Source organism: Vibrio sp. OPT41, assembly GCF_015163595.1.
Taxonomy (GTDB): Bacteria; Pseudomonadota; Gammaproteobacteria; order Enterobacterales; family Vibrionaceae; genus Vibrio; species Vibrio alginolyticus.
Genome location: NZ_JADDYH010000036.1, coordinates 197,155 through 223,797, shown reverse-complemented (window position 1 = coordinate 223,797; position 26,643 = coordinate 197,155). Strand labels below are relative to the sequence as shown.

Genomic DNA, 26,643 nt, shown 5'->3' with positions numbered 1-26,643 from the left:
TCTTAAGGCTCATGAAATTGATCAAGATAGTGCCATCCAAGGCGTTCAGTCTCGATACTATCAAGATTATGTTAATGAATGGAAAACGTTGATCGAAGATATTCAATTGAAGCAGGCTCCGAGCCTAGAACTTGCGACAGAGCAAGCGAGGGTTTTATCTGGAGTTGAAAGACCAATCGAATCTTTGTTGAGAGCAATCCAAAAAGAGGTTGCTCTATCAAAAGTATCATTGTCAGAAAATCAAAAAGCCGCTTCTGAAGTTGCTGGTAAAGTTGCCAAAGTTAAGTTTTCAAATACGGCAGATAGACTAGACATGTATTTACCTGAAGAAAACGGCTTCAATGTTGCTCTGCCAGGTAAAGAAGTCGAATCGCATTTTTCAGAGATCTTACGCCTTGGTGAGCAAGACTTTGATGATATTCAACAAGCAATGGTTAACTTGCGTTCGTATTTAAGTGACTTATCAAGCTCTGGTAACAATCAGAAAATTGCCTACAAAAGTATTTTAGATGGAACCGTTACACAAGATGTCGCAGCTTCCTTCGCTCGTGCTAAAGAACTTTTGCCGAGACCATTTAATCAATGGCTAGGTGAGCTTTCTCAAGAGTCGGTTAAGTTTGCGGAGAGCGGTTCGAAGGATCATCTAAATCAACTTTGGGTAACACAGGTGGTCCGCCCTTATCAGCGGACTATTGCTGGCAGATATCCATTCGAGCCCAACGCGAGCAGAGAAGTTAGATTGAAAGACTTTAAGCGATTCTTTGGTTATGGAGGTACGCTTGACGCATTCTTCCAAGAATACCTCGAACCGTTTGTGGATACTTCGAAAAGTCGTTGGCGATTAGAAAAGGAAATTGGAGTTCGTCCAGAAACACTAATGGTCTTTCAAAGAGCGCAACGTATCAGGCAGTCTTTCTTTGAATCTGATAATTCATTACGCGTAGAGTTTGGGATGAAGCCTGTTTATCTAGACCAGCACATTACTCGATTTGTCTTAGAGTTGGGTGGACAAGATTTGGTTTATAAGCATGGACCAGCAAGAGCTAAATCGTTGAGTTGGCCTGCCGGTCAAGATCAGACTCGAATTGTGTTCACACCACCTGAATCTAAACGCGAAATTGCGCATACCTATGAAGGTGAGTGGGGCATATTCAAGCTTTTGGATCAATCACTTAAAGCAAGGCCAGAATCGCGTAAAGACAATATAGTTATGATTGATTTAAAGGGAAATAAGGTGCAGCTAGAGCTTATTCCTTCTAGTGCCATTAATCCGTTTTGGTCAAATGAAATGGAGAGGTTCAGATGTCCACGAACCTTATAACATCAGGCTGGGGCTATATCGGTAAAATGCCTGCAAAAGGGGACTTTGTGAAAGATGGTTTATCACAAGATTTCTCGGAGCGTTGGCATGATTGGCAACAGGCGGTTATTGCAGTCAGCAGGGAACAACTGGGTGAAAGCTGGAATGAGCACTTTTTAACGGCTCCTGTGTGGCACTTTGCTTTGGATATTAGCTATTTAGAAGACTCAACCTACATTGGTAGCATGATTCCTAGTGTTGATGCATGCGGTAGATACTTTTTCTTTACTATAGCTCGTGCCGTAAAAGGTGAAGCTGCGCAATATTGGGGTGACAGAGCTTGGACCGAGGACAGTGCCGCTCTTGCTCTTTCAGTACTTGAGGACGACTTTGTCTTTGATGTTTGGCATAAGAGTACTCAAGAAAAAAATGACCTCGTTGCGAATGTAACAAGTGAAGTGAAGCCTCTAGAGTTTCTTTATCAAAGCCAAATATCTACAGTTTTTCATGATCACGGCAATACTGATCAAAACACGCTTTTGAATTACCTCATTAAAGAAAAATTGAGTAAACCATGTTTTTGGTGGACTGAAGGTTCAACGAAGGTTGAACCATGCATGTTCATTACTAGTGGATTTCCTTCAATTGGTCAGTTTTCAGCCATGCTTGATGGCGGCTGGAAAAAGTGGAATTGGTAGGATAGAAGAATGAATTGGAACTATTTTACCTTTGCTAAATCGCACGCAGGAAAAGTACGCCCTTATAACGAGGATGCTCTGTTGGATATGACAGAACAGCATATTTGGGTGGTTGCCGATGGAATGGGTGGACACAGTGCTGGCGATATAGCAAGCCAGATGCTAGTGGATAGAGTCGCGCGCCACATGCAGGATGTCTCCAATACTAATATCGATGATATCCGAAGAGTGGTTCAAGAAGCGAACTTAGAAATTTACCAATACGCACAAAATCACTTAGACGGTAAAACGATGGGAACAACACTTGTTTTGTTGTTTATTCAGGATGGGTATTACCACTGTCTTTGGGTGGGTGATAGCCGAATTTACCAGCTTAGAAATGGTAATTTTGTCCAAAAAACACGTGATCATAGTCAAGTCATGGACTTAGTGGATCAGGGCTTATTGGCATTTGAAGATGCCGAATCGCACCCTCTTGCAAATGTTATTACCAGAGCTGTTGGGGTCGACGAAAGTGTCACTATTGATCAAGTTTCAGGGCAGTTGGCTGACGGCGATCAGTTTCTACTCTGTAGCGATGGACTCTCTAAGGAACTTACGAGTGATGAAATTCATCGGACATTGTATGCAGACTCAGTCAACCAAGCTGGATTAGCGCTCATGCATTCGGCTTTGGTTCGGGGCGCAAGTGATAACGTAACTTGTGCTTTGATCAAAGTTCGCCAAGCGCAAACGGAGTGCGAAACAGTAACTAGAGAAGACGCGACGATACCTGTCTTTCTAAGAGGGAGAGCTTATGAGTAATGAAATGTTTGATTGGTATGAACAAGCGTTGGCTCCTATATCTCAAGAAAATCCTACAGGTATTGATCCTAGAGAGGATGTATCACCACAGTCTGCTTACTATCGGTTGAAAGATCAGCGTATGGCCGCCCGCAACGCTGAACGTAATGCTCTTATAGAAGAAGAAAGTATCTATACCCACAGTAATTTATGGCGAGTATTTATTGAAGATGTCCCAGAAATACTCACGAATCAGTCTAAAGATTTGGAATTTGTTGCCTGGCTTATAGAAGCCCTAACTCGATTGTATGGTTTTCGTGGTATGGGCGTTGGCTACAAACTCGCAACCAGTTTAATTGAGAACTTTTGGGATGATCTGTACCCAATGCCTGATGAAGATGGTATTGAGACAAGAATATCGGCGATTATTGGCCTCAATGGTATCGATAGTGAAGGAACACTTATTTTTCCAATTGCTTGTATACCATTGACTGACTTAGGCGTGGAGCAAGCTTATGCCTATTGGGAATATCAGCAAGCTATCGAGCTTGAGCGTTTAGACGAAGATAAGCGCCGAAATCGAGTCGAGCTTGGGGCTGTTGAGCTATCTGAAATTGCAACTACGGTTAAGTCGACTTCTGATACGTTTTATCGAGAATTAATCACGGATTTGGAGTTCGCTACGGAATCATTTAATGAATTCAGTCAGCGATTAGATGAAGCGGTCGGTGATGTGACTCCTAGCTCTTATATATCAAAAAGACTTGAATCAATACACTCGGCATTAAAGCACCTTCTTGGAGATCGTTTTAATCAACCACAAGCAGTGATTGAAGAGCTAGAGGATCTTGATAAATCTTCTTCTGAACAACCGTTAAGTGCACAAAGTTGTGATGCATTATTAGCGACAAACATGAAATCACGAGAGCAGGCAATTAGACAATTGCAGCAAGTAGCTGATTTCTTCCGAGAGAGTGAACCTCACTCACCAGTTTCTTACTCCATCGAACAGATCATTCGTTGGTGTGGGATGCCTCTGCCGGAGTTACTGGCGGAACTTATCTCCGACGGGGATGCAAAGAAAAGCTACTTCCGTTTGGTTGGCATAGCAGAACAAAATGAAAATTAATAAAGGGAGAATGGTATGACGAGTATCCACTCGAAACTATCACGAGTACGGAAGCCTCGTGTCCACATTACCTATGATGTTGAAACTGAAGGTACAACTCTTAAGAAAGAACTGCCTTTTGTTGTAGGTGTAATGGGTGACTTCGCTGGTCAAAACACAGAAGCGTTGAAGCCATTAAAAGACCGCCGTTTTATTCAGATCGATCGAGATAACTTTGACGATGTACTCAAAAAAATGAATCCATCGGTGAAGTTTAAAGTTGCGAATAAGCTTGCGAATGACGATTCACAGTTTGAGGTCGATTTAAACTTTAAATCAATGCAAGACTTTGAGCCTGCTGCGATCGTAAATCAAGTTGATCCACTACGCCAATTGATGGAAACGCGTAATAAACTGCGTGATTTGATGACAAAAGTTGACCGCTCAGAAGAGCTTGAAAATATCCTAGAGGATGTTTTGAACAATACAGACAATCTGGCAAGACTTGCAGGCGAGTTAGATCTTGGCAAGAAAGCGAAGTCAGACAGTACTGAAGGAGCGGAATAATGACGACTGAAGCTGAAAAACAGTTGGATCTAACTGTTAATGAACAGACAACTTCATTCTTAGATCAAGCTATTGGTGCGACTAAGCAGACCGAAGCTTCTCGTGCTGAGGAGCTGATTAAAACGCTCGCTGAAGAAGCAATGAAAGGGACAGTTACTTGGAACAAAAACCTAACAGTAACTTTTCGTGAAGCGATTAATTTGCTCGATAGGCAGATTTCTGATCAGTTGTCTGAAGTAATGCATCACCCAGAATTACAGAAACTCGAAGGTTCTTGGCGCGGCTTAAATTATCTAGTGATGAATTCAGAGACCAGCTCTACTCTGAAAGTTCGCATGATGAGCATGACCAAGAAAGAGCTACATAAAGACTTGAGCAAAGCTGTTGAGTTTGATCAAAGCCAGATCTTTAAAAAGGTTTACGAGTCTGAGTTTGGTAGTGCTGGTGGTGAACCGTATGGTGCATTGATTGGAGACTATGAGTTTACCAACCACCCAGAAGATATTGAGTCGTTACGCCTAATGTCAAATGTAGCGGCTTCTGGCTTCTCTCCATTCTTGTCCGCAGCTTCACCAGCACTATTCGGCTTTGATGAGTGGACTGAGTTGTCAAAACCACGCGACCTAGATAAGGTATTTGAATCACTAGAATACGCCCAATGGCGTTCGTTCCGCGAGAGTGCCGATTCGCGCTTCGTTAGTCTGACGATGCCAAAAGTCCTTGCTCGTTTGCCATACGGACAAGCTACCGCTCCAGTCGAAGAGTTTGGGTTTGAAGAGTTCGAAGTAGATCCTGTTTCAGGTATTGCTGTTAACGCTGAACATAACGACTACTGTTGGATGAACTCTTCGTATGTTCTTGGTGTTAAGTTAACCGACGCATTTTCAAAATATGGATTTTGTACTGCCATCCGTGGTGCAGAAGGCGGCGGTCGAGTGGATAACTTGCCAACGCATTTCTTCATGAGTGATGATGGCGACCCTGATATGAAGTGCCCAACAGAGATTGGTATTACCGACAGACGTGAGGCGGAGCTTGGTAAGCTTGGTTTCTTACCGCTTTGTCACTACAAAAACACCAACTATGCAGTGTTCTTTGGTGCGCAAACCTGTCAAAAACCAGCGAACCATGAATCCCCTGAAGCAACGGCCAATGCGGCCATTTCTGCCCGCCTACCTTATATGATGGCAACATCTCGTTTTGCGCATTATTTGAAAGTAATGGCTCGAGATAAAATTGGTAGCTTTATGGAAGCAGAAGACGTTGAGTCTTGGCTGAACCGCTGGATCCTAGGTTACGTCAATGCTTCTGAAGGCGGTGGTCAAGAGATCAGAGCGAAATACCCTCTAGCAGACGCTCGTGTTCAGGTTAAGGAAATTCCTGGCGCACCTGGTTCTTACAATGCCGTAGCATGGCTGAAGCCTTGGTTACAAATGGAAGAACTGACCACATCTTTGCGACTTGTGGCAAAGATCCCTCAGTCAGGTGGATAAGAAATGAATTGGCTGGTCGAAAGGCCAGCCATGACCAATCTTTATGTTCTAGATGGAATTAGCAGTGTCACTTAACTTTCGCGACCCTAGCAAGCTAAAACATGAGTTCAGTACCGGAGGCTATGCTGAACTTGATAGCCCGTGGTTGACTCGATTCAATGAATCTTCTGATCTTGTAGCGTCAGCGCGAATTTGGCTAGAAGGTACACGTTCAAGAGATTTGGACAGCTTTCGTCATAGTGTGATGAACACAATTAACCGCATTGATGAGCTATTAGAATCTCAACTAAATGAAATATTACATCATCCTGAGTTTCAACAGCTCGAAAGGGGGTGGGTTGGAGTTAGGTATTTATGTGAACAGGTTGATTCTCGTTCATCGGACTCTGTAAAAGTTAAGGTTTTAACGGCGACATGGAATGAAATCAGTAAAGATGCTTTAAAAGCCATCGAGTTTGACCAATCAGCACTATTTAAGTTGCTCTATCAAAATGAATATGGCATGGCAGGGGGAGAACCCTTTGGTGTGGTGGTTGGAGATTATCAGCTTCGCTGTGATCCTAGTAAAAATTATTTTGATAGAGATCTGTCTGTGTTGAGTAAGATCTCTCAGTCTGCAGCTGCAGCATTCAGCCCATTTATCATGTCTGCATCGCCAGAGATGTTTGGTGTTGATAGTTTCGCTCAACTCTCTGCGATAAGAGATATAGCAGCCCAATTTGAACAGGAAGATTATGCAAAGTGGCGTAGTTTGAGAGATAACGATGACGCTAAATTTATTGGTTTGACTGCACCTAACGTCTTGTTCCGTCAGCCATACAAAAGTGATGGCTCGCGGAATGATAAATTCAATTTTCAAGAACACATCTACGACTCCAACCGAGATTTGCTATGGGGGAGTAGTGCGTACTGTTTTGCTGCTGTATCAATTAGAGCATTTCAGGAACATGGTTGGTTCACGCATATGCGAGGGATTAAACAAGGCGATTACAGTCAGGGTATTATCGTCGCTCCTACAAGGAGCACGATGCGTGTTAATGGCAAGAATGATCGTGAAAGATGTCCGTTAAACTTGAAAATCACTGAGAGAAAAGAACAAGAATTGTCTGAGTGCGGTTTTATTTCTATTTCTCCAATACCTGAGACTGATATGGTAGGGATGACCTCGAATGTATCTCTCTACAAGCCCAAACAATACGCAGAAAAGCATATTTCAACGAATGCAAAACTGACATCGATGTTGCAATACACATTGTGTGTATCGCGAGTCGCACATTATCTCAAGGTTATGGGGCGTGACAAAATTGGTGGGTATCAAGACGCAGAAAGCCTAGAGCGTGACTTTCAACGCTGGTTACACCAGTACACTACCGCATCAGATGAAGCGTCTGATGAGCTTCGAGCTAAATACCCCCTAAATGAAGCGAAAATTACAGTTCGAGAGAAAAGAGAAACTCCTGGACATTATTACTCAGTTATCCATTTGCGACCGCATTTTCAACTCGATCAAATGGTATCTAGCATTAAATTAATTACCGAATTATCACCAGAGCACATGGTGTAAGGAAATAACAATGACTCAATGGAAAAATGCTTTGTCCCAAGGCCTATTGCAACACGCTCTAGAGCAATTAACTGATGAAATTAAAGCAACACCTAAAGATGCGAGCTTGAGAAGTTCCTTCATTGAGCTTCTTTGCATTGATGGGGACTTCGAGCGTGCGGACGCTCAGCTCATGCAATCGATTAAATTGTTTCCTGAGTATCTGCCTGGTGCAAGTCAGCTACGACATTTAGTGAAAGCAGCTCAAGCTAGAAAGGATTTTATCAATGGTGCGGCTAGTGCCAAAGTAATAGGTGATGAGGAATTAACTAAAGAGCTTGTTCGATTTAATCTTGCTCTCGGAAATCAAGAGTACGAAGAAGCGTCACGTCTATCGCATCGCATTGAAGAGCATCGTACTATTAAAGGGTTTAACGTAAACGGCACAAACTACGAAGATGCTAGAGATATTGATGATCGTTTAGGTGGTTACATTGAACTGTTTTCTACAGCAGGTAACTATTTTCTTGTACCCATATCGAGCATCCATACGCTAGAAGTTAAAGCACCTACTTCTTTGTTAGAGAGTATTTGGCGACCTGTCGAGTTTGATATCGATGGACTTGGTGAAGGCGAAGGCCATATGCCGTTGACATATGTTGACTCAGAGACCGATGCGCAAAAGTTAGGTCGAGAAACGGATTGGAAGCAGATTGGTGAGCAAGAATCTTTTGTTGGCTTGGGTCAAAAATGTTGGTTAGTCGGTGATTCGGCGCTTCCAATCTGTGATTTGACTACATTATTAGAACAGAAACAAATAGCGTAGAAATATCATGTCGTTAACCGTTTCTCTGCTCGACAAATTGATAGATAGTGATCCTCTCACTCGAGATGAGAAAGACTTCCCTGCAAGCCAGCAACAGATGTTGAGCAGCTTACTTAGAGATCTAGAGTCGATGCTGAATAGTCGTATTGGATGGAAAAACATTCCTGATGATCTTTTAGAGGTTCGTTATTCAATATTGAATTATGGGCTGCCAGATTTTTCCTCAATGCCCTATAGCAGCCAAGAAGGGCAGAATCAGCTTTGCGACATCGTTCATGATGCAATTAAAGAGTTTGAGCCGAGGTTAAGGAACCCTCATGTCCAGATTTCAGACGAGAAAAACGCTATTGATAGGGTATTGAGGTTACAGATAAATGCCACTTGCTTAATTGATAACAGTATTCATGAAGTGCGATTCAATTCTGAAGTAGAGCCGGTAAATTTAGGTATGAAACTGAGTAGAGCAAAATGAGTGAAGAGTTTCTCAAGTACTATAATCGCGAGTTAGCTTATTTGCGTCACAAAGGGCAAGAATTTGGGGAGCAGTATCCTAAGATTGCTGCGAGACTTCGTATTAGTGAGGAACAGGTTGACGATCCGCACGTAGAAAGATTGTTAGAAGGCTGCGCATTTCTAACAGCAAGGATTAGACAAAGCTTAGACAATAGTTACCCTCAATTTACAGAGTCTTTGATGGGACAGTTATATCCTGATTTTCACGCCCCAATCCCGTCAATGTCAGTCATTAAAATGAGCTGTTCTAACTCCACTTCCTCTCATTTTGATGTAGAAGAAGGCGAGCGAGTTGTTATCGGTGCTCCTGGATATCATGAGTGCGAGTTTAGAACTTGTTATCCGGTCAGAATGTATCCTGTTGATGTGACCTCTGGCGTTTTTAAAAATGCGCCTTTCAAGCCAGTTGGCTCACGATGGGAAAGCAATGCTCATTCAGTTTTGAAAGTACAGCTCACGGCTCAAGATGAAGAGACTCCTCTTGGTGAAATGGGGGCAGAACGGCTGCGCTTCTATTTAAACGGTCAATCTCAATTGACTTTTAAGCTCTACCAAATGCTGTTTCAAAACCTAATTGGTTTATCTGTTGTTGTGGATGGCAAAGAAGTTCGTCCTTTAACCAAAAGGCATCTTTCTGAAGTGGGATTTTCAGAAGATGAGAAAGTTGTGCCATACAGTAAAAGAAGCTTTTCAGGAGCAAGATTACTTGTTGAGTATTTGCACTTTCCTGAGAAGTTTATGTTCTTTGATATCATCGAACTTGGATTATCAGAGCTAGATCTTAGAGAGCAAGTCGAACTGTATTTTTACTTTGATACCAACGATGACTGGCTTCCAAAGCAAGTGGACGAAGAAAGCTTAATGGTAGGCTGTGTGCCTGTGATCAACTTATTTAAAAGTATTATGGAGCCTAAGCGTATTCTACCAACTGAATACGATTACCACTTGTCTCCACAATACCAAGAAGCTGAAAGTAATGAGGTTGTCTCAATTTCTGACGTAACGTTGAGAAACTGGAACAAAACGTACCACAATTTGCCATGTTATCACTCTGGTGAGCACACGCATTATACGAACACTAGTGAGATTTATTGGTTGATGAGACGTGAGGATAAGAACTGGGCTGGTGGGTATGATGAGCCAGGTAGAGAAACTTACATTTCTTTTGTTGATAAAAAACATCAATTGTTCAGCCCGGATAGCCGGGAAAACTGGTTAATGTACGTGGAAGCTGAGTGCTGTAACCGCAACTTAGCGCAGAAACTTCCATTTGGAGGTGGGCTGCCGCAAGTATCTTTACCGGAGGTAAATGACAATTTCGAATCTGTTCGTTGTTTAGTTTCTTTATCAGAAACTATTCGGCCAGAAATGGATGAAAGCACACGATGGCAGTTAACTAAGCTTTTAACTTTAAACCATTTTACCGAGGAAGATGGTTTAGCAACTTTGAAGCAGACCCTTAATCTCTATGCATTTTCTGGGACAGCAGAAACGAAAGCGGTAATCGATGCTTTAACTAAGTTAGAGTTTGAGCCGACTACAGGAAGAATTAGTCAGAAAGGCAAAGTTGGATTTGCGCACGGTATAAAAATTATTTTGACGGTTTCTGATCAAATTTTACCTAAAGAGCAGATCTTTCTCTTAGGTAGTGTTTTATCTGTTTACTTCTCGCAATATGCTGAAATTAACATTTTTACGCAGTTAGAAATAAGACTTAAGTCCACGGGAAAGTCTTTCCACCTATGGCCCGCATTAACTGGCGATAAGGTGTTGCTATGAGCGCGGAACAATTTTATCGAGAATTAAAGCAACATCCATTGTTTGAAGCGATTCATCTTATTGAACACGAAGTTCTGCAAGCAGAGGCGCAAATAGGAACAGATGCGTTACCGAAGCATGAAAAGCTAAACTTAAAGGTTAATCCATCATTAGGTTTTGAAAATGCTCAGCTTTGTGAACTGAAAAATATAGATGACAGCAAGTTAGAGATTGAGACCAATTTAATAGGCCTAACGGGTGAGCAAGGTGTGCTTCCCCAGCACTATAGTGAATTAGCTTTACATCGCCAAAAAGAAGGCGATACGGCTATGGTGGACTTCTACGATATTTTCAATCATCGCTTATTATCTCTTTATTATCGATGTTGGCAACTGAGTCAGCTGACAGTTCAATCTCGTGCGCATGCGCAGGGCGCGCGTTCGCCGTTAGAAAGCTGTAAATCGGCATTAACTGGGGAAGGGAGTTCACTGTCCCTGCACTATGGTGGTGTGTTTGCTTCACCAGTGAGAAGTAAAGGTGGACTAAAAAGTATTCTTGAATGTTTATCTGGATGCCAAGTAAAAGTTCATGAATTTCAAGGACAATGGTTACACCTTACGAAAGAAGAGCAAACACGCCTTGCATCCCGAACTATGCCTGAAGGGCAGTTTGCTCAACTTGGTTTAGGAGCGTCTTTGGGTTCGAAAGCATGGAACATCAACGCGGGGACAACAATAGAATTTCTGCCAAAAGATAAACAGCTAGTTAGTAAATTGCTTCCTAACCAACCCAATATAGCAATCATTAAGAACGCTGCTTATGAGTTGATTGGAAAACATAAACAACTGAAGTGGCAGCTCACCACCAAACATAGTTTGCTACCACAAGCTTGTTTATCGAAACAGCAGGGGCAGTTAGGTATTGGTTCTGTGCTTAAAAAACACGAACGTACAAAAGATCGAACTATAACAATTACTATTTAAAGGAAATGTAATGGCTTCACTCTCACTTTCAGCGTTGGTCGAAAGATTGTCTCCTCAGGCTAAGGAAACACTTGAACAGGCAGCTGCGATGGCAAGCTCCCGAACTCATCACAGTATTGAAATGTCTCACTGGTTAATGATGATTATCCGCCATCCTGACGATATTTACTCTGAAGTTTTTGACGAATTTGATGTCGATAAAATCAAGGTTGAAACCGATATTCAAAAGGCATTAGAAAAATACAAAACAGGATGCCAGTCGGTGCCTGGGCTATCAGCTCATACGGTGACTGTTATGCAAAATGCCTTGTTGTCTGCAACCATTGAATTCAATCAAGAACAGTTGGGGTGCATCCATCTTTTATTTGCCTACTTGTCTGATGATACGTTAGTCAACATGGCTGGTTCGATTAGTCCTGAACTAAACAAGATAGAACCATCTTGCTTATTGAACTTTAAAGAAAGTAATGCGCCTCAATCAAGATCGAATGACTTAGCGCAGTCAAACGCGAATTCCGCCTTGAATCAATTTACAACAGACCTTACTGAGCAAGCTAGGGAAGGTAAAATAGATCCGGTGATTGGTAGAGATAATGAAATTCGTCTAATGATCGATATTTTATTAAGACGCCGACAAAACAACCCGATTCTTACCGGAGAAGCTGGTGTTGGAAAAACAGCCGTTGTTGAAGGTTTGGCGCAAAAGATCATTGATGGCGATGTACCTCCCGCTCTGCAAAATGTGGCGATTAAGTCTCTGGATTTGGCATTACTGCAAGCCGGCGCAGGCATGAAAGGTGAGTTTGAAAACAGGCTTAAGAACCTTGTGAAGGAAGTAAACGACGCTCCACAGCCTATTATATTGTTCATTGATGAAGCTCATGGCCTAATTGGCGGTGGTGGGCAAGCGGGCCAAGGTGATGCGGCGAATATTCTGAAGCCAGCATTAGCGAGAGGCGAACTCAGAACGATCGCAGCAACTACGTGGGCAGAGTATAAAAAGTATTTTGAAAAAGATGCAGCTTTAACTAGGCGTTTTCAAGTCGTAAAGGTTGATGAGCCAGCCCCTGAGCTCGCGATCGAAATGTTACGAGGCTTACTTGATGTAATGGCACAACACCACGATGTTCATATCACTAACCAAGCTCTCAATGCAGCGGTCCAACTCTCAGCTCGATACATTAATGGTCGTCAACTGCCAGATAAGGCGGTTTCTGTTTTGGATACGGCCTGTTCTCGAGTTGCGTTAAGTCAGTCATCTACACCGGGAGGTCTAGATGCGAAAAGAAACAAACTTAAAGCAAAGCAAGCTGAGTATGAGCATCTTAGCCAAGAGAATCGATTAGGAGCATCTCTTGATGTGCAGCTCCAAGGTGTCCGAAAAGAGATTGATGCGCTATCTAATGACATTATTGAATTAGAGGTACTTTGGGAAAAAGAAAAAGAATGGGTAAGTGAAGCTAAGTCACTTAGAACCCAAATAATCCAGGAGGGTTCTGAAACTGCGAGAGACAAGTTACAAGAGCTTGAAAATAACCTTTCCGCTAACTCACAGCCCTTAGTTTTTTCGCATGTAAATGAAGCGCTAATCGCAGAAGTTATTTCGGATTGGACCGGTATACCGTTGGGTAAACTTCAGGATGATGAAATCCAAGCAGTATTGGGTTTGAAAGAAAGTTTGTGTAAGCGAGTTGTCGGGCAGGATCACGCTTTAGAGCTCATGTCTGAAGTGATAAAAACTGCGAGTGCGCAGCTCACGGATGAGACACGACCAAATGGTGTATTTCTCCTAACCGGACCAAGCGGAGTGGGTAAAACCGAATCGGCTTTGGCGATTGCAGAGAAAGTCTATGGTAGTGAAGAAAATGTCACGACTATCAATATGTCGGAATTTAAGGAAGAGCATAAAGTCTCATTGCTATTAGGTTCTCCTCCTGGTTATGTCGGTTATGGAGAAGGAGGTGTACTGACTGAAGCTGTTAGACGTAAACCTTATAGTGTAATTCTCCTCGATGAAATGGAAAAAGCGCACCCTGGTGTTCAAGATATTTTTTATCAGGTGTTTGATAAAGGCTCAATTAAAGACGGTGAAGGTCGAGATATAGACTTTAAAAACACTATTATTATTATGACCGCGAACACAGGGACCGAAACGACGATGTCTTTGTATTCTGATCCTGATTTATCTCCTGAGCCGTCAGCACTAAAAGATGCTTTACGCGATGATTTGTTGGTCGACTTTAAACCTGCATTTTTAGGGCGTGTGAACGTATTACCTTATTTGCCTCTATCAAGAAAAGTATTGATAGAAATAACAAAATTAAAGTTGGATAAAATTACGACTCGTATTCGTAAGCACTATAACGCTGACCTGTTTTTTGATGAGGAACTAATTAATGATATTGTAGACAATAGCAATGAGTCTGGCAGTGGTGCGCGTGTGGTACAAACAACCATAGAAAATACATTGCTTCCGAAGATTTCTCATGAAATATTGCATGCAATTCTTAATGATAAGACGTTTGATGAAATTATTGTTAAAGGTACAACTAGTGGACTTGATGTCTCAATAGTTTAACATCCTTTACACTCTCAATAATAATTGGGAGTTGGTTCATATTAACTATTATTTTTTATAAAAAACGCTTAAATTAAATCTTATTTAAAGATATAACAGGGCGTATTTAAAATGAAGTTTTTGATACATTAATCACTAATTATCACCAAACGTCAGATAATTAAATTACTACGATATATGTCAATTAATAATGCTATAGGAGATTAGCATGCAGTCTAATACGTATCTTAAATACGCAGATATTAAGGGTGAGGCAACAGCCGAGCAATACAAAGATTTGATTACACTACTATCTGTAGATTGGAGTGTAGGTCGTGAGATCTCATCATACACTGGTACAGCGATGGACCGTGAAGCGAGCGCTACTCGTCTATATGATTTGACTATCACTAAACTTCAAGACCGTTCTTCTCCTGACTTATTTAAAGAAGCGACGATTGGTAAAGGTAAACCAGCGGTTTTCCATATTACTAAGCAGGGTGAGAAGGTTGAAGAGATCATGAAGATCGAACTGACTGATGCGATGATTTCTAACTACTCAGTTTCTATCCAAGACGATCGTCCAGTTGAAACTATCACAATTTCTTACACAGAAATGATGATGACAGTGACTCCTACTGACGATAAGAACAACACTTCTGCTCCATTGGTATACGGCTACAGCGGTGTTAAAGGTCAACAAATGTAATTTTCATGCGGGGGAGTATTCCTCCGCATTTTTTTGAAAGAAGTATTTAATGAAAAGAGCAACTCAAGATAACAATTTCATCCGAATTTCTTCGCCATTCGGTAAAGATGCCATCATACTAAACTCGTTTGAGTATAGAGAAGAGATCTCAGAACTTTTTTCATTGCGTGCTAAAGCTTACTTTAATGATCAACGAAGTGAGTTAAACGAAATTATTGGTAAGGAAGTTACCATTACCCTTGAAAATAATGAGGATGTTTCTTCAAATCCTCGTTATATGCATGGTTATGTTTCTGCTGCAAGATTAGAAGGGAAAAGGGTTTCTAATACACATAAAGGCGAAAATTATAAAAACATAGAATTATTAATAGAGCCTAAATTACGTTTCGCTGAATATCGAAAAAATTGCAGAATATTTCAGCATAAAGATATAAAGGAAATTATCTCTGAAGTACTATCGGAGCATAGTGTTGCCTTTAGTTTTGAGTTAACCAAGTCCTATCCTAAATACACATACAAAGTACAATATGAAGAATCAGATCTTGAATTTGTTCGACGTCTGTTATCGGAGGAGGGGCTATCATTTTGTTTTACACATACTAAGTCTGCCCATACGCTCAGTATTTTTGATGACATCAGTTTTTATAAGCCGGGTACTGAGTTTTTAGTCGATTTTGATACAGGTACGGCGAAATCTAGCCACATTTCTTCTTGGCATGAAACGCAAATTCTGACTACTAAAGCGAGTCAAAAGTCAGGCTATAACATGCTCAAGCCTTCTTCGAATCCTAAAAATACTGCAAAGGGTGAAAGTGATTTTTTTACAGTACCTGGAAGCGAGTATTTTGAATACATGGGTGAAATGGAGAGCAATGATCAATACGCACTAAGAAACACGCATGCAATAGAAGCACTACAGCAAAATGCATATTTGTGTCGTGGCGAGGCTACGTGCAGAACATTCAGTGTGGGCAAGTGCTTCAAGTTTAAAAAGCATGAAGATAAATCTCGAGTCGGCAAAGAATATGTACTGTCTTCTGTTTTTTTGTCTGCTGCTGTTTATAACCAGACTGGTCAAGGTGGGACCGGTGCGCAAGGTGTCAAAGTCTCGTTTAGTTGTGTTGACTCAAAGACAATCCTGCGTCCTTCAGTTAACTACCCGAAACCTCAGATGAAAGGTTTGCAAACCGCAGTAGTTACGGGGAACAAAGATGGTGAAATTTACATAGACAAACATGGCCGTATCAAAGTTCAGTTTCACTGGGACCGTGTTGGTAAATACGATGTAAATAGTTCATGTTGGATTCGTGTTGCGCAAAATATTGCAGGTAACGGATGGGGGTCGGTGTTTCACCCTAGAGTCGGACAAGAGGTCATCGTCGAGTTTGTTAACGGAGACCCTGATCAACCAATCGTTACGGGGTCACTATATAACGGTAGTCAACTCCCTCCTTACGCTTTACCAGAGCAAAGTTCTCAGAGTGGTTATAAATCACGCTCTGTACAAAAAGGTACATCCAGTTTTAATGAGTTGCGCTTCGATGATAAGCCTGGTGAAGAGCACATTTATCTTCATGCTGAAAAACTGTTCCAAATGCTAGTTGAAGACTGTGTTGATATCGCCGTTGAAAACAGTAAAACCGAAAAAGTGACCAATGATGTTAATCAAGAGGTTGGTCAGAACGCGAGCTTGAAAGTAGGTAAAAACTTTTCGAATGAAACGGGTGAAGTACTGTCTTTTAATGCAGGAAAGAGCGTCGAGATCAAAGTAGGTGGTGCTTCTATTCAGATGTCTAGCTCTGGAGAAATCAATATCAAAGGTAATAAAATATCCATTAACGGCTCAGCTATTGCTCTTAAAGCTGGGCAAATTTCATTGAACTAAGGTGATTTAAAGTGGGTAAACCAGCCGCAATTTTGGGCAGCTTTCATCTTTGCCCTAAAAAAACAGGAAAGATACCGCATGTCGGTGGTCCCGTCGTTGTTGGTTCAGCAAACGTAACGATTGGCGGGATACCTGCGGCAAGACAAGGCGACAAGCTTATTTGTATCGGTCCTCCGGATAGTATCTCAGCAGGTTCTTCTAGCGTAACAATCAACGGTAAACCAGCCGCGAGAGTCGGCGATTCAACGTCTCATGGTGGCAAAATTCTATCTGGTATGCCTACGGTTTTAATCGGAGGCTAGATGCCACTCGCATTTCAAACGCATCTTCTATCCTTTAATGGCCGTTCACACACCGTTCGCGAGATAGCTGATGATTCTTTTAGATTGTCCGAGGAAATCCGACCCCCTGACTTTGCTCAATCAATAGATGAGCATATATTAAGCCTCGTGCGCTCTGAGCGCGAGAGTCTTGAGCAAGCTGATATCAAGGAGAATCTCTGTGTTCTTTTACCATCTTCGGTGGACAAAAGTTTGCTTAAAGCATTGATAAGCGAGCTTTCTATTTTCGTTGACCAAACTGTCAATACTGAAATTTACTTTTATCCTTATGGCCAAGCTGCATTTTTGATGGCACTAAATCGGATAAATCGTGAAGTTAATGAAACGCAAGCGACTTGGATACTGGCTATAGAGGTTACGAGTGATGTAGAAGGGCATGTCAAACCTCAAAGCTCTATCATTTTAACCAAGTGTTTTTTTCGACATTCAGGTCTTGTGCCTGATGTTGTTCGAATTGATTTAGATGCCAAACAACAACGCATCGCCGTGGACAAGGTGTTTAAGCAATTAGGAGTAAGTTGTGAACATCCACTCAGTCAATTGTATTTATCCGTTAATAAGGAAGAACCGCAATGGTTAAACTCAATGCAATTCTTGTCTCCGTGGGTGACCGATCAAACTCAGTATCAATTTGTTGATATCAAACTTGGCGGATTGGGTGCATGTGGCGGCGTTTTAAAAGCGTTAGTGATTGATGAGCTTCAAAGAAGCAGCCCCTGCCCAGACTTTCACGTGTTGCAAGCGGACATCGAGTCAGATGGCTATGCGGTAGGAGTAATATACAATTGGCGTAGTGAATAGGTCTGGCTATTGCTTTTCCTTCTAGTAGTAGCTGAGGTTTTAGTGATGCAAATGTTATGGGGGATTGACTCGAAACTGGCCCTTTAATGATGTTTGGACAATGACTAGGCGCAGCTTGCTTTTCAAAATAGCTTTGCTCACCGCGTTTTTACAGTGTTCTTCTCGCTTTCTGATTAAATAGCCAGCCATAGAACACAAACCACATGAAAAGCTGTTCGACTCAAGATATCCTTACCGAAATAAAATAACTTGAGTTTTGGCTTGTTCGAGATCCCACCCGTGACGCATTCCTTTTTATAAACGGTACATGGACTCTGACAGAAGCAAGCCTACTCATAGAATTGGCGGAAAGTGAATTCGAATGAAGTTTATCCACACCTCAGATTGGCATCTTGGTCGACAATTCCACAACGTATCACTACTCGAAGATCAACAAGCAGTACTCGAACAACTGATTAACTATATTGAACGCAACCCCGTCGATGCAGTTGTAGTGGCGGGAGATATCTATGACCGTTCGGTGCCACCAACGGTTGCAATAGAACTGTTAAATCGAGTCGTGAAACGCATTTGTACCGAGTTAGAAACACCAATGATATTGATATCTGGCAACCATGATGGTGCAGAAAGGTTAGGTTTCGGCTCAGAGCAAATGAAAAATGCAGGTCTCCATATTGTTAGCAACTTTGAAGAGATGCTCACTCCCATCATCATAAAAACGGACTCTGCGGACGAGGTCGCGTTTTATGGTATGCCTTATAACGACCCTGAACAGGTCAGGTTTGCCTACAAAGCCTCGGTATCCACTCATGATGAGGCTCATCAATTGCTTGTTGAGCAAATTAAAGAGCGCTTTATCTCTAAGCAAAAGCGCGTGCTCGTGAGTCACTGTTTTGTTGATGGGGCTATCGAGTCAGACTCTGAACGACCATTATCTATTGGTGGTTCTGATCGCGTGAGTCATGAACACTTCTTAGATTTTGACTACGTCGCACTTGGTCATTTGCATCAGCCTCAAAAGAAAGGCGCAGAGAATATCCGTTACTCTGGCTCTCTCATGAAGTATAGCTTTGGTGAACAGAACCAGAGAAAAGGTTTCACGTTAGTTGAACTGGACAAGAAAGGATTTGTTTCTGCAGAGCATATTGATCTTACGGCTCCTCATGAAATGCGCATTGTAGAGGGCGAGCTGGATAAAGTTATTGAGCAAGGCAAAACAGACCCTAAGAATGAAGATTATTTGTTAGTTCGCTTGATGGATAAACATGCGATTTTAAACCCAATGGAAAAACTTCGTTCAGTCTATCCAAACGTTTTACACCTTGAGAAACCTGGCATGTTAATTGGGGTAGAGCAGGAAATGGCGCAAGCAAAGTTGGCGCGAAGCGAAATTGATATGTTCCGAGATTTTTTTATTGAGGCGCAAGATAGCCAGTTGTCTAAAGAGCAAGAGCAAGCTGTTACTGACATTATTAAGCAATTATCACAGCAATAGGGACCAAAGATGAAACCAATTAAACTAACCATGCAAGCCTTTGGTCCGTTTGCAAAAACTGAAATCATTGATTTTGAGAAGCTTGGCAGTAACCCTCTATTTTTGATTAATGGTCCTACAGGTTCCGGTAAAACGTCGATCTTAGATGCCATTTGCTTCGCCCTTTATGGTGAAACCACAGGTAATGAGCGACAAGGTATTCAGATGCGGTGTGACTTATCCGCGCAAGATTTACCAACCGAAGTAGTTCTCGAATTTTCGTTACACGGCAAACAATACCGAGTTGTTCGATCCCCTGAGCAGGAAGCGCCCAAGGCCCGTGGTGAAGGGATGACGATTAAAAAGCACACTGCGGCTCTTTATGAACTCGGTGAGACTGAAACGCTTATCACCAGCAAGACGACTCAGGTTAAAACTGAAGTTAGCAATATTATTGGCTTGAATGAAACTCAATTTCGTCAAGTTATGGTGTTGCCTCAAGGAAAATTCCGAGAACTGTTGCTTGCTAGCTCTAAAGAGCGTGAAGAAATTTTTGGCCAGCTCTTTCAAACTGACATATATAAAAAAATTGAGTACGCGCTCAAAGATAAAGCGAGTGCAATTAGTAAAGCGAAAGGCGAATTTGATAATCAAATTCGAGGTGCTTTACAAGTTGCAGAAGCGAGTTCTGAACAAGAGCTATTACAACAACTGGAACAAGTAACTAAGCAATTAGAGTCTAATAAAAAGAATGAGCAAGCAGCGTTAGATAAGCTCAATACTGCTAAATCTGAATTGCAAAAAGCGGAAACCTTGAATGGAGAGTTTTCGAAACGAGAGCAAGCAGAAAGCGCACTCAAGCTGCATCTAGAACACTCAGATTCGATAAAAGCTCGTCAACAGCAATTAGAAAACGCTAAAAATGCCAATAAGATAGAGTTGCCCTACATCTCATTACAAAATGCAAAAGCTCAAACGCAAGAGCTTAGGCAAAAAATCGTAGCTTTGAAAGAGAGTCTCGAAAAAGCTCATGTCGTTGCGAGAGAACAAGAAAACTTGCAGCAAAGTGCAAAAGAGGCCGCGGCAAAGGTCCCGCAGTTAACGCAACTGCAGTATCAGCTTGAAAGTATGAAAAACAAGTTGGTCGAGAAAGACAATTTGGAAAGTAAAATAACGGCGGGTTATCAACAAAAACAACAATTTGAAGCAACGTTAAAACAGTACATAGAACTAAAAGATAAGTTAACGTTACAGGCCCAGCAGGGACAGAAGGAGCTAGAGAAAGCACGAGTTGATGTTGCGCTTATTGGCAGCATCGATGCGGAAATAAAACAAAAACAACGGCTGCTACAGGATCTACAAAAGCTGCATGATCTTACTTTAGAGCTCTCTAAACTCAATGCGCTAACTGTAGGTAAGCAGCAGTCACTAAACGAAGCCAGTCAGCGCTATATGCAGTATCAACAAGACGCTGATACGATAGAGCTTAAGTGGCACAACGCTCAAGCAGCAGTATTAGCGCAGCGACTAAAAGCAGGTGAAGCATGCCCGGTGTGTGGTAGCGAAACGCATCCTAACCCCACAACGTTTGTTGAAGAAGCCGTTACAAAAGAGCAAGTTCAGGCGGCTAGAGCGAAAGAGCGAGAAGCTCAAACCTTGTTGAACCAACTAAGCAATCAGCTAGAACAACATAACGTTGTCATTAGTCAGTATCAGAATCAGTATAACCAGTTGAAAGAGGAGTTGGGTGAGTATGCTACATCTGAGATCTCGACGGTTCAAAATGATTTGCAAGCGCTTAATGCTCAACTCCTACGTCTACAAGCTATTGATATTGAAAAACTAGAAAGGAACGTTGAACAGCTTAATCAACGCTGCGTCGTGGGTGAAAATAAAATTCATGAGCTGCAGAATAAAATGGCGGCAAATGAATCAACCGTTAAAGCGAACCAAGAACAATTGGCTCAATTACAAGCTTCTATTGACCCAAAATACAGTTCCGCTGACTTGCTTGAACGTGAAATTTTGCTGACAAACGAGCAAATTCTGAGTTTGAACACAGGCTTAGAAAAGGCGCAAAACGCTTTGCAGCAAGCGATATTGGAGAAATCAAATGCGGAAAGTCACTTAGCGACGAACAAGCAGTGGTTATCTGAGTCAGAGCAAAAACTTAGCCAAGCAGAATTAGCGTGGAATGAGGCACTACAGGCGAGTAAATTTGAGGATGAAAGCCATTATCTAAGTAGTCGAGTGGGAGATGATGAACTTCAAGCCTGGCAGCAAGAAATAGACAGCTTCAAACAGGCACAAACCAAGCTTGAGCAAACACTACATGATTTAAATCATGCATTGAAAGATCTTGAAAGGCCTAATTTAGAGTCGTTTAACGACAGGTTAACCACTCTGCAGACGCAATATATTGAAGTAAGGAATCAACTTGATACCACACGCTCAATATTTGAACGCCTTGAAAAGGTTCGTAAAGATATTGCCGTGTTGCATGAGAAAAATAGTAAGTTAGAAGAAGAATACAAAGTCTTTGGTACGTTGTACGACGTTGCTAGTGGTAAAACAGGCAGCAGGGTTAGCCTACATCGCTTTGTTCTTGGTGTACTGTTGGATGATGTGCTGATTCAGGCCTCTCAACGCTTAAGCCTTATGAGTAAAGGGCGCTATATTCTTGCTCGAAAAACAGAGGGCTTCAAAGGCGCTGCGGGTCGCGGCTTAGATTTAATGGTTGAAGATGGCTACACAGGAAAAACGCGTGATGTTGCGACACTTTCCGGCGGTGAATCATTTATGGCAGCGCTTGCTCTGGCACTTGGTTTGTCGGATGTTGTGCAATCCTATAGTGGCGGTATCCGTTTAGACACTTTATTTATTGATGAGGGCTTCGGTAGTTTAGACCCAGAGTCTTTAGATCTTGCTATTCAAACGCTAGTGGACCTGCAACAGACTGGGCGCATGATCGGTGTTATTTCTCACGTTTCTGAGTTGAAAGAACAAATGGCGCAGAGGATTGATGTAGAACCATCAAGACTTGGTTCAACGGTGTCGATTAAATCTCAATGTCGCTTCGCTGTCTAATTCAGTGACTACTGTTAGATCAAAAAGCCCCTAATGTTGGGGCTTTCTGACTAAGTCGCTACTGTTCGCAAAAGTGGCCTTCTTTTGGCGATTGGGTAATCGCATATTCGCCATCGAGGTTGCGATAAACAATCGTGTTCCAAACAGAGCCATCATCCAATTCAAACTCAATAGCATAGTTGACGCCGCTAACGATTTGCGCGTGAACATTCAGTATTTGTTTAAACGACGCTATTGTGTCCATTTTCTTTAAAACAAAGGCCATTGCCTTTTGTGCATCAGGGGTCGCGTAAAACTCATTCCACCCACCTGGCATGTTTCCTTGTGCATTACATACATCTGCCGAGGTCGTTAATTGTGTCGTTTCGCTCGGCTTTTCCTGCTGACAACCTGCAAGTAAAACCAAAAGTGTACAAACTGACACCGTTTTTAATTTCATAACAATAACCTCTGTCTATAACGCAACGTATTATAGGAGGGTGATATGCCTACGAATGTCTATGTTGTGCAAAGTTTCTATATGCATAGGGTTAAATGCTGACAAAATGTACAAGCATGGTCAGCTTGTAAGTCAAAAATAGAGCAATCTTGTTATCGATTTGCTGAGATGACGAGGTTTCGGTGTTCAGCGCGCTATTGATGATGAAGAATTGTGATGTGTACCTATGAGGGCGATGGTGCGGCTTAGTGATCGACTTGTTATCTTCTAGAGTAAAATCAATCACTAATTAAAATTTAGGTGTTGTATGAAATCGATAAAAATATTTTTACTTTTGTCACTTGCAACTTTATTTGGCTGTACCTCGAAGCCGGATGGGGTGGAACCCGTGAATAATTTCGATTTAGAGCCATATCTAGGTAAGTGGTATGAGATTGCACGCCTAGACCATTCATTTGAGCGAGGCTTATCCAACGTTACCGCTGAGTATCAGGTTCGTGAGGATGGTGGGGTTAAGGTGATAAACCGTGGATATTCCGAAGAAGAGCGACAGTGGTCAGCAGCTGAAGGCAAAGCTTATTTTGTTGAAGATAAAACGGTGGGACACTTAAAGGTTTCCTTTTTTGGGCCAATATATTCTTCTTACATTGTGTTTGAGCTAGGTGAAAACTATGACTATGCGTTTGTCTCAGGTTACAACCACGACTACTTGTGGCTATTGTCTAGAACGCCTAACGTTGATGAGAAAGTAGTGGAGCGCTTTAAGTACGTAGCTAATGAGAAAGGTTTCGCTATCGACGAGCTCATTTTTGTTGAACAAGAGAAACAACGGCAGCTTTAAGTTCATCAGCGTGGCTGAAAAAGCGGACAGAGGGGAAGCTTCCTAATTAAGAGCTCAGTTTGTCATTTCGCTTAACAGTAATTTGTTACCGCGTAACTTAATGTGGTCAAAATGGATATAGCCCCATCATTTGTGATTACTCGTGATGGAGCTTATATAAATTTGAGTGAGCGTCGAAAGGTTGATCTATCAACAAACGGTTATGGTTTACTTAATCAAACGAACGATCAGGGAGCCTGGTGCTCGAATAGATTCAACATTGTGGCTAAGTACTGTGCCGCTTGTTGGGGCGGTGTAGCGTTTAATCTCAGCGCCAAAGCTGTCGTATTGAATCGCAAGAAGTTGACCTTGCTCGACAAAGTCCATCAAACTAACATGAGGCAGTACAAAGCCGCCGTGTGTCGCTTTGACACTGATGATTTCGTTTCCTTCCAAGCATGACGTAATAGTGTCCACATCACCTTCAACAATGTTATGCTCTTTCAGCACATTAAAAATGCCTGTTACAGTTCGACTGATAAGTTCTTGCTCGGTATATCGCCCCATACCTACTTCAACAGTAATACTTGGGACACCATGGTTATTCCAGACCGTTTCAAGGACGCCAGCATCTCCAGGATCATTTAAAATCGCATCAGGATTAATGAGGCGAGCCATTTCTAATGATTGCTCGATTCGGAAATCTGCAAACACGTAAAGTGGATAGGCCGCACCACTGGTTTGAGTGTGAAGGTCAATGGCTAAATCAGCATTTGGCTTGAGCAAATCATTCCACAATGCATATAAGTAACGTTGGGCCTCATTGCCGTTTTGGTCACCAGGAAAAAAGCGGTTTAAGTTTGCAGGAGACGCATCAGGGTCTGCGGAATAGAAATCGCGGCTGTGGTTTAGCATACCAGGCATGTTAATGGTTGGAACAATAGTGACAGTACCAGCGACTTCAGTGCCGATGAGCTCTCGAGCAGTTTTCTGCGCTGCTAACACACCATTGTACTCATCACCATGAACCCCTGCGGTAATCATGATCTTCTTGCCAGGTTTTTCACCTTTGAACACTAGCATAGGTAGGTGTTGCCACTGAGAGAGAGCATTCGTTGCGATGCGAAACCAAAACTTATGCTCGCCCGAATTTAGGTCTGCTACATTGAGAGATTGAATCACTTGATGACCTTGAATCACGTCATCGAGAAATTGTGTTGTCATTAAAGTTACCACTCCAAAACCATAAGCTAATCTAAAACCTTAGCGTCGTCATACCATGAATATTAATAAGGCGAGAACATGTCTCGCCTTAATTACCAATTGGCTTCGTTTTACGCAAAACCCATAATATGAGCTGCGATAACGACGATACTTGATAGGGTAAAGAGTAATAGAATAAATCGCCAGCAGAATTTTGCCCAGTCACCCCAGTCGATACGGCAGACACCAAGCGTTGCCATGAGAGATGCCGAAGTAGGGACGATAACGTTAGTAAAGCCATCGCCAAGTTGGAATGACAAAACTGCCACTTGGCGCGTAACTCCTGCAATGTCTGCCAGAGGGGCCAGTAGAGGCATCGTTAGTGCCGCTTGTCCAGAGCCCGAAGTGACGAAGAAGTTGAAGATAGATTGGAATACATACATTAACCATGCCGCAGCCACGTCAGGAAGCCCGCTAATCACGCCGCCAGCACTGTTTAGAATTGAATTCAGTACACTCGCTTCATCAGTTGTACCACCACCAAGGATCAACAATACACCTTTTGCATAACCCACTAATAGGGCAGGTGCAAGCATAATAGCTGCACCTTCTTTAAATGCATCAGCTGCGCAGTTTAGCGTCATACCGTTCAGGCGAAAAATCGTACCGATGATCGCGACAACAAAGCCCATAGTGAAAAATTGAGACGCGATTTCTGGGATGTACCATGCGTTAGCGACTACGCCCCAAACGACCCACACCGTGGTCGCAATAACTGTAAAGATAACGAGTGTGTCACCTAGGTTCCAACGAGAATCTTGATTGCCAAGCTCTTGCTGACGGAAATACTGGTCTGTGCGATGGCTGTAAGAAAGTTTAGGATTTGACTTCACGCGAGCGGCGTAGATCATGGTGAAGGCGATACCGATTAACGTAAAGCCAGCCCATAACCCCATGCGCACTGTCATGCCGGATAAAACAGGTACTCCCGCAATGCCTTGCGCAATAGCGACGGAGAAAGGGTTCATCCAAGAAGTAGCAAAGCCAATTTGAGTCGCAACATAGGTAACCATTACCGTAGTGATACCATCATAACCAAGGCGAACCATAAGCGGCGCGATAATAATCGCAAACGCTACGGCTTCTTCACCCATACCAAATACCGCACCGCCTAGCGAGAACAGCAAAAATAGCACTGGAATGAATAGCGCTTCGTTACCTTTGGTCTTATCGATAAGGCGCAGGATACCGTTATCGATTGTGCCTGTGCGCATTACAACGCCGAAAGCACCGCCGATAACCAACATGAACATAATCACGCCGATTGCGCTGCCCCATTTAGAGCCAGAAACTAGCCCTTCGAAAGGGAAGTTCATCAGACCAATGCCACCACCAGAAGCAAACAGGCCAACCTTGTTGTAAACCAGTTCACCGTTTTCGTCGGTTGCATAAGAGAAAGAAGAAGGATCGATAACTGTGCGAGTTTTTTCTGCACCGTCTACCATGTAGGTCACCTGTTGGCTATCAAAATGACCAGCAGGAATTAAGTAGGTAAGAATCGCAGCAAGAATACCAACAATGAAGATCAAAATGAGGGTATCTGGCATCTGCCACGACTTAGGGGTAGCAACCGAGTCTGCTGGTTGCGCATGTGTGTGAGACATAACTTACTTCACGTCAAATTCAATAAAGCATGAAATATCGATAAAATAGAATAAAAAGTCAATATTAATGCTTATGTTGAACTATAAATTC

General features: G+C 42.3%; 22 protein-coding genes. 19 read left to right on the top strand and 3 right to left on the bottom strand.

All coding sequences use genetic code 11. The features are described from left to right. The 18 genes from tssM to IQP38_RS15250 form a co-directional block, all read left to right on the top strand. The coding region (gene tssM / locus IQP38_RS26465; RefSeq protein WP_193844223.1) for a type VI secretion system membrane subunit TssM at positions 1-1,321 on the top strand (1,321 nt) is incomplete at its 5' end. After that, entirely contained in the window at positions 1,303-1,998 is a 696-nt protein-coding gene (gene tagF / locus IQP38_RS15330; RefSeq protein ID WP_005375944.1) for a type VI secretion system-associated protein TagF, read from the top strand. The genes tssM and tagF, both read left to right, overlap by 19 nt. A gap of 9 nt (positions 1,999-2,007) precedes the next feature. After that, on the top strand, positions 2,008-2,802 hold the full coding sequence (locus IQP38_RS15325) for a PP2C family protein-serine/threonine phosphatase (protein WP_193837719.1): 795 nt from the start codon (positions 2,008-2,010) through the stop codon (positions 2,800-2,802). Then, positions 2,795-3,910, top strand: a complete 1,116-nt coding sequence (gene tssA, locus IQP38_RS15320) for a type VI secretion system protein TssA (protein ID WP_193837718.1) — start codon at positions 2,795-2,797, stop codon at positions 3,908-3,910. The genes IQP38_RS15325 and tssA overlap by 8 nt, the downstream gene beginning before the upstream one ends. Positions 3,911-3,925: 15 nt before the next feature. After that, on the top strand, positions 3,926-4,456 hold the full coding sequence (gene tssB, locus IQP38_RS15315) for a type VI secretion system contractile sheath small subunit (protein WP_005375949.1): 531 nt from the start codon (positions 3,926-3,928) through the stop codon (positions 4,454-4,456). Continuing rightward, a complete protein-coding gene (tssC, locus tag IQP38_RS15310) occupies positions 4,456-5,949 on the top strand; it encodes a type VI secretion system contractile sheath large subunit (protein ID WP_085569005.1) in 1,494 nt (497 codons plus the stop codon). Before tssB ends, tssC (IQP38_RS15310) begins: the two co-directional genes overlap by 1 nt. Positions 5,950-6,001: 52 nt before the next feature. Beyond that, positions 6,002-7,513 (top strand): type VI secretion system contractile sheath large subunit, encoded by a 1,512-nt coding sequence (tssC, locus tag IQP38_RS15305; protein ID WP_053303680.1) that lies wholly within the window; start codon positions 6,002-6,004, stop codon positions 7,511-7,513. 10 nt (positions 7,514-7,523) lie between these two features. Beyond that, positions 7,524-8,318 carry a type VI secretion system accessory protein TagJ gene (locus tag IQP38_RS15300; protein ID WP_005375952.1) on the top strand — a complete coding sequence of 265 codons (795 nt, stop codon included), beginning with the start codon at positions 7,524-7,526 and terminating at the stop codon, positions 8,316-8,318. Positions 8,319-8,325: 7 nt separating this feature from the next. After that, positions 8,326-8,790 carry a type VI secretion system baseplate subunit TssE gene (gene tssE / locus IQP38_RS15295; RefSeq protein WP_017635621.1) on the top strand — a complete coding sequence of 155 codons (465 nt, stop codon included), beginning with the start codon at positions 8,326-8,328 and terminating at the stop codon, positions 8,788-8,790. Further along, complete coding sequence (gene tssF, locus IQP38_RS15290) at positions 8,787-10,610, top strand: type VI secretion system baseplate subunit TssF (protein WP_193837717.1); 1,824 nt, start codon at positions 8,787-8,789, stop codon at positions 10,608-10,610. Before tssE ends, tssF begins: the two co-directional genes overlap by 4 nt. Next, positions 10,607-11,572, top strand: coding sequence for a type VI secretion system baseplate subunit TssG (gene tssG, locus IQP38_RS15285; protein WP_193837716.1), 966 nt, complete (start codon positions 10,607-10,609; stop codon positions 11,570-11,572). Before tssF ends, tssG begins: the two co-directional genes overlap by 4 nt. A gap of 10 nt (positions 11,573-11,582) precedes the next feature. After that, positions 11,583-14,150: a type VI secretion system ATPase TssH gene (gene tssH / locus IQP38_RS15280; protein ID WP_193837715.1), complete on the top strand. Its 2,568-nt coding sequence runs from the start codon at positions 11,583-11,585 to the stop codon at positions 14,148-14,150. Between the two features lie 208 nt (positions 14,151-14,358). After that, positions 14,359-14,838 carry an Hcp family type VI secretion system effector gene (locus IQP38_RS15275; RefSeq protein WP_005375967.1) on the top strand — a complete coding sequence of 160 codons (480 nt, stop codon included), beginning with the start codon at positions 14,359-14,361 and terminating at the stop codon, positions 14,836-14,838. A 49-nt stretch (positions 14,839-14,887) separates the two neighbouring features. Continuing rightward, positions 14,888-16,723, top strand: a complete 1,836-nt coding sequence (gene tssI, locus IQP38_RS15270; RefSeq protein WP_053303677.1) for a type VI secretion system tip protein TssI/VgrG — start codon at positions 14,888-14,890, stop codon at positions 16,721-16,723. An 11-nt stretch (positions 16,724-16,734) separates the two neighbouring features. Further along, positions 16,735-17,025, top strand: a complete 291-nt coding sequence (locus tag IQP38_RS15265) for a PAAR domain-containing protein (RefSeq protein ID WP_017633637.1) — start codon at positions 16,735-16,737, stop codon at positions 17,023-17,025. Continuing rightward, positions 17,026-17,865, top strand: a complete 840-nt coding sequence (locus IQP38_RS15260; RefSeq protein ID WP_193837714.1) for an NAD/NADP transhydrogenase subunit beta — start codon at positions 17,026-17,028, stop codon at positions 17,863-17,865. It abuts the gene before it with no gap. 361 nt (positions 17,866-18,226) lie between these two features. After that, positions 18,227-19,360, top strand: a complete 1,134-nt coding sequence (locus IQP38_RS15255; RefSeq protein WP_193837713.1) for an exonuclease SbcCD subunit D — start codon at positions 18,227-18,229, stop codon at positions 19,358-19,360. Between the two features lie 9 nt (positions 19,361-19,369). Continuing rightward, positions 19,370-22,426 carry an AAA family ATPase gene (locus IQP38_RS15250; protein ID WP_193837712.1) on the top strand — a complete coding sequence of 1,019 codons (3,057 nt, stop codon included), beginning with the start codon at positions 19,370-19,372 and terminating at the stop codon, positions 22,424-22,426. Between the two features lie 58 nt (positions 22,427-22,484). On the opposite strand, the gene IQP38_RS15245 is transcribed toward IQP38_RS15250, so the two are convergent. Next, the gene (locus IQP38_RS15245; RefSeq protein ID WP_193837711.1) at positions 22,485-22,865 is read right to left on the bottom strand and encodes a cystatin domain-containing protein; all 381 of its coding nucleotides are present in this window, start codon (positions 22,863-22,865) and stop codon (positions 22,485-22,487) included. A 307-nt stretch (positions 22,866-23,172) separates the two neighbouring features. Here IQP38_RS15245 and IQP38_RS15240 point away from each other — a divergent pair, with 307 nt between their 5' ends. Next, complete coding sequence (locus tag IQP38_RS15240) at positions 23,173-23,706, top strand: lipocalin family protein (RefSeq protein ID WP_193837710.1); 534 nt, start codon at positions 23,173-23,175, stop codon at positions 23,704-23,706. 207 nt (positions 23,707-23,913) lie between these two features. Here the strand turns inward: IQP38_RS15240 and IQP38_RS15235 are convergent, their stop codons facing one another. After that, positions 23,914-24,909 carry a succinylglutamate desuccinylase/aspartoacylase family protein gene (locus IQP38_RS15235; protein ID WP_053307725.1) on the bottom strand — a complete coding sequence of 332 codons (996 nt, stop codon included), beginning with the start codon at positions 24,907-24,909 and terminating at the stop codon, positions 23,914-23,916. A 110-nt stretch (positions 24,910-25,019) separates the two neighbouring features. Next, entirely contained in the window at positions 25,020-26,552 is a 1,533-nt protein-coding gene (yfcC, locus tag IQP38_RS15230; protein WP_193837709.1) for a putative basic amino acid antiporter YfcC, read from the bottom strand. Positions 26,553-26,643: the final 91 nt, after the last annotated feature.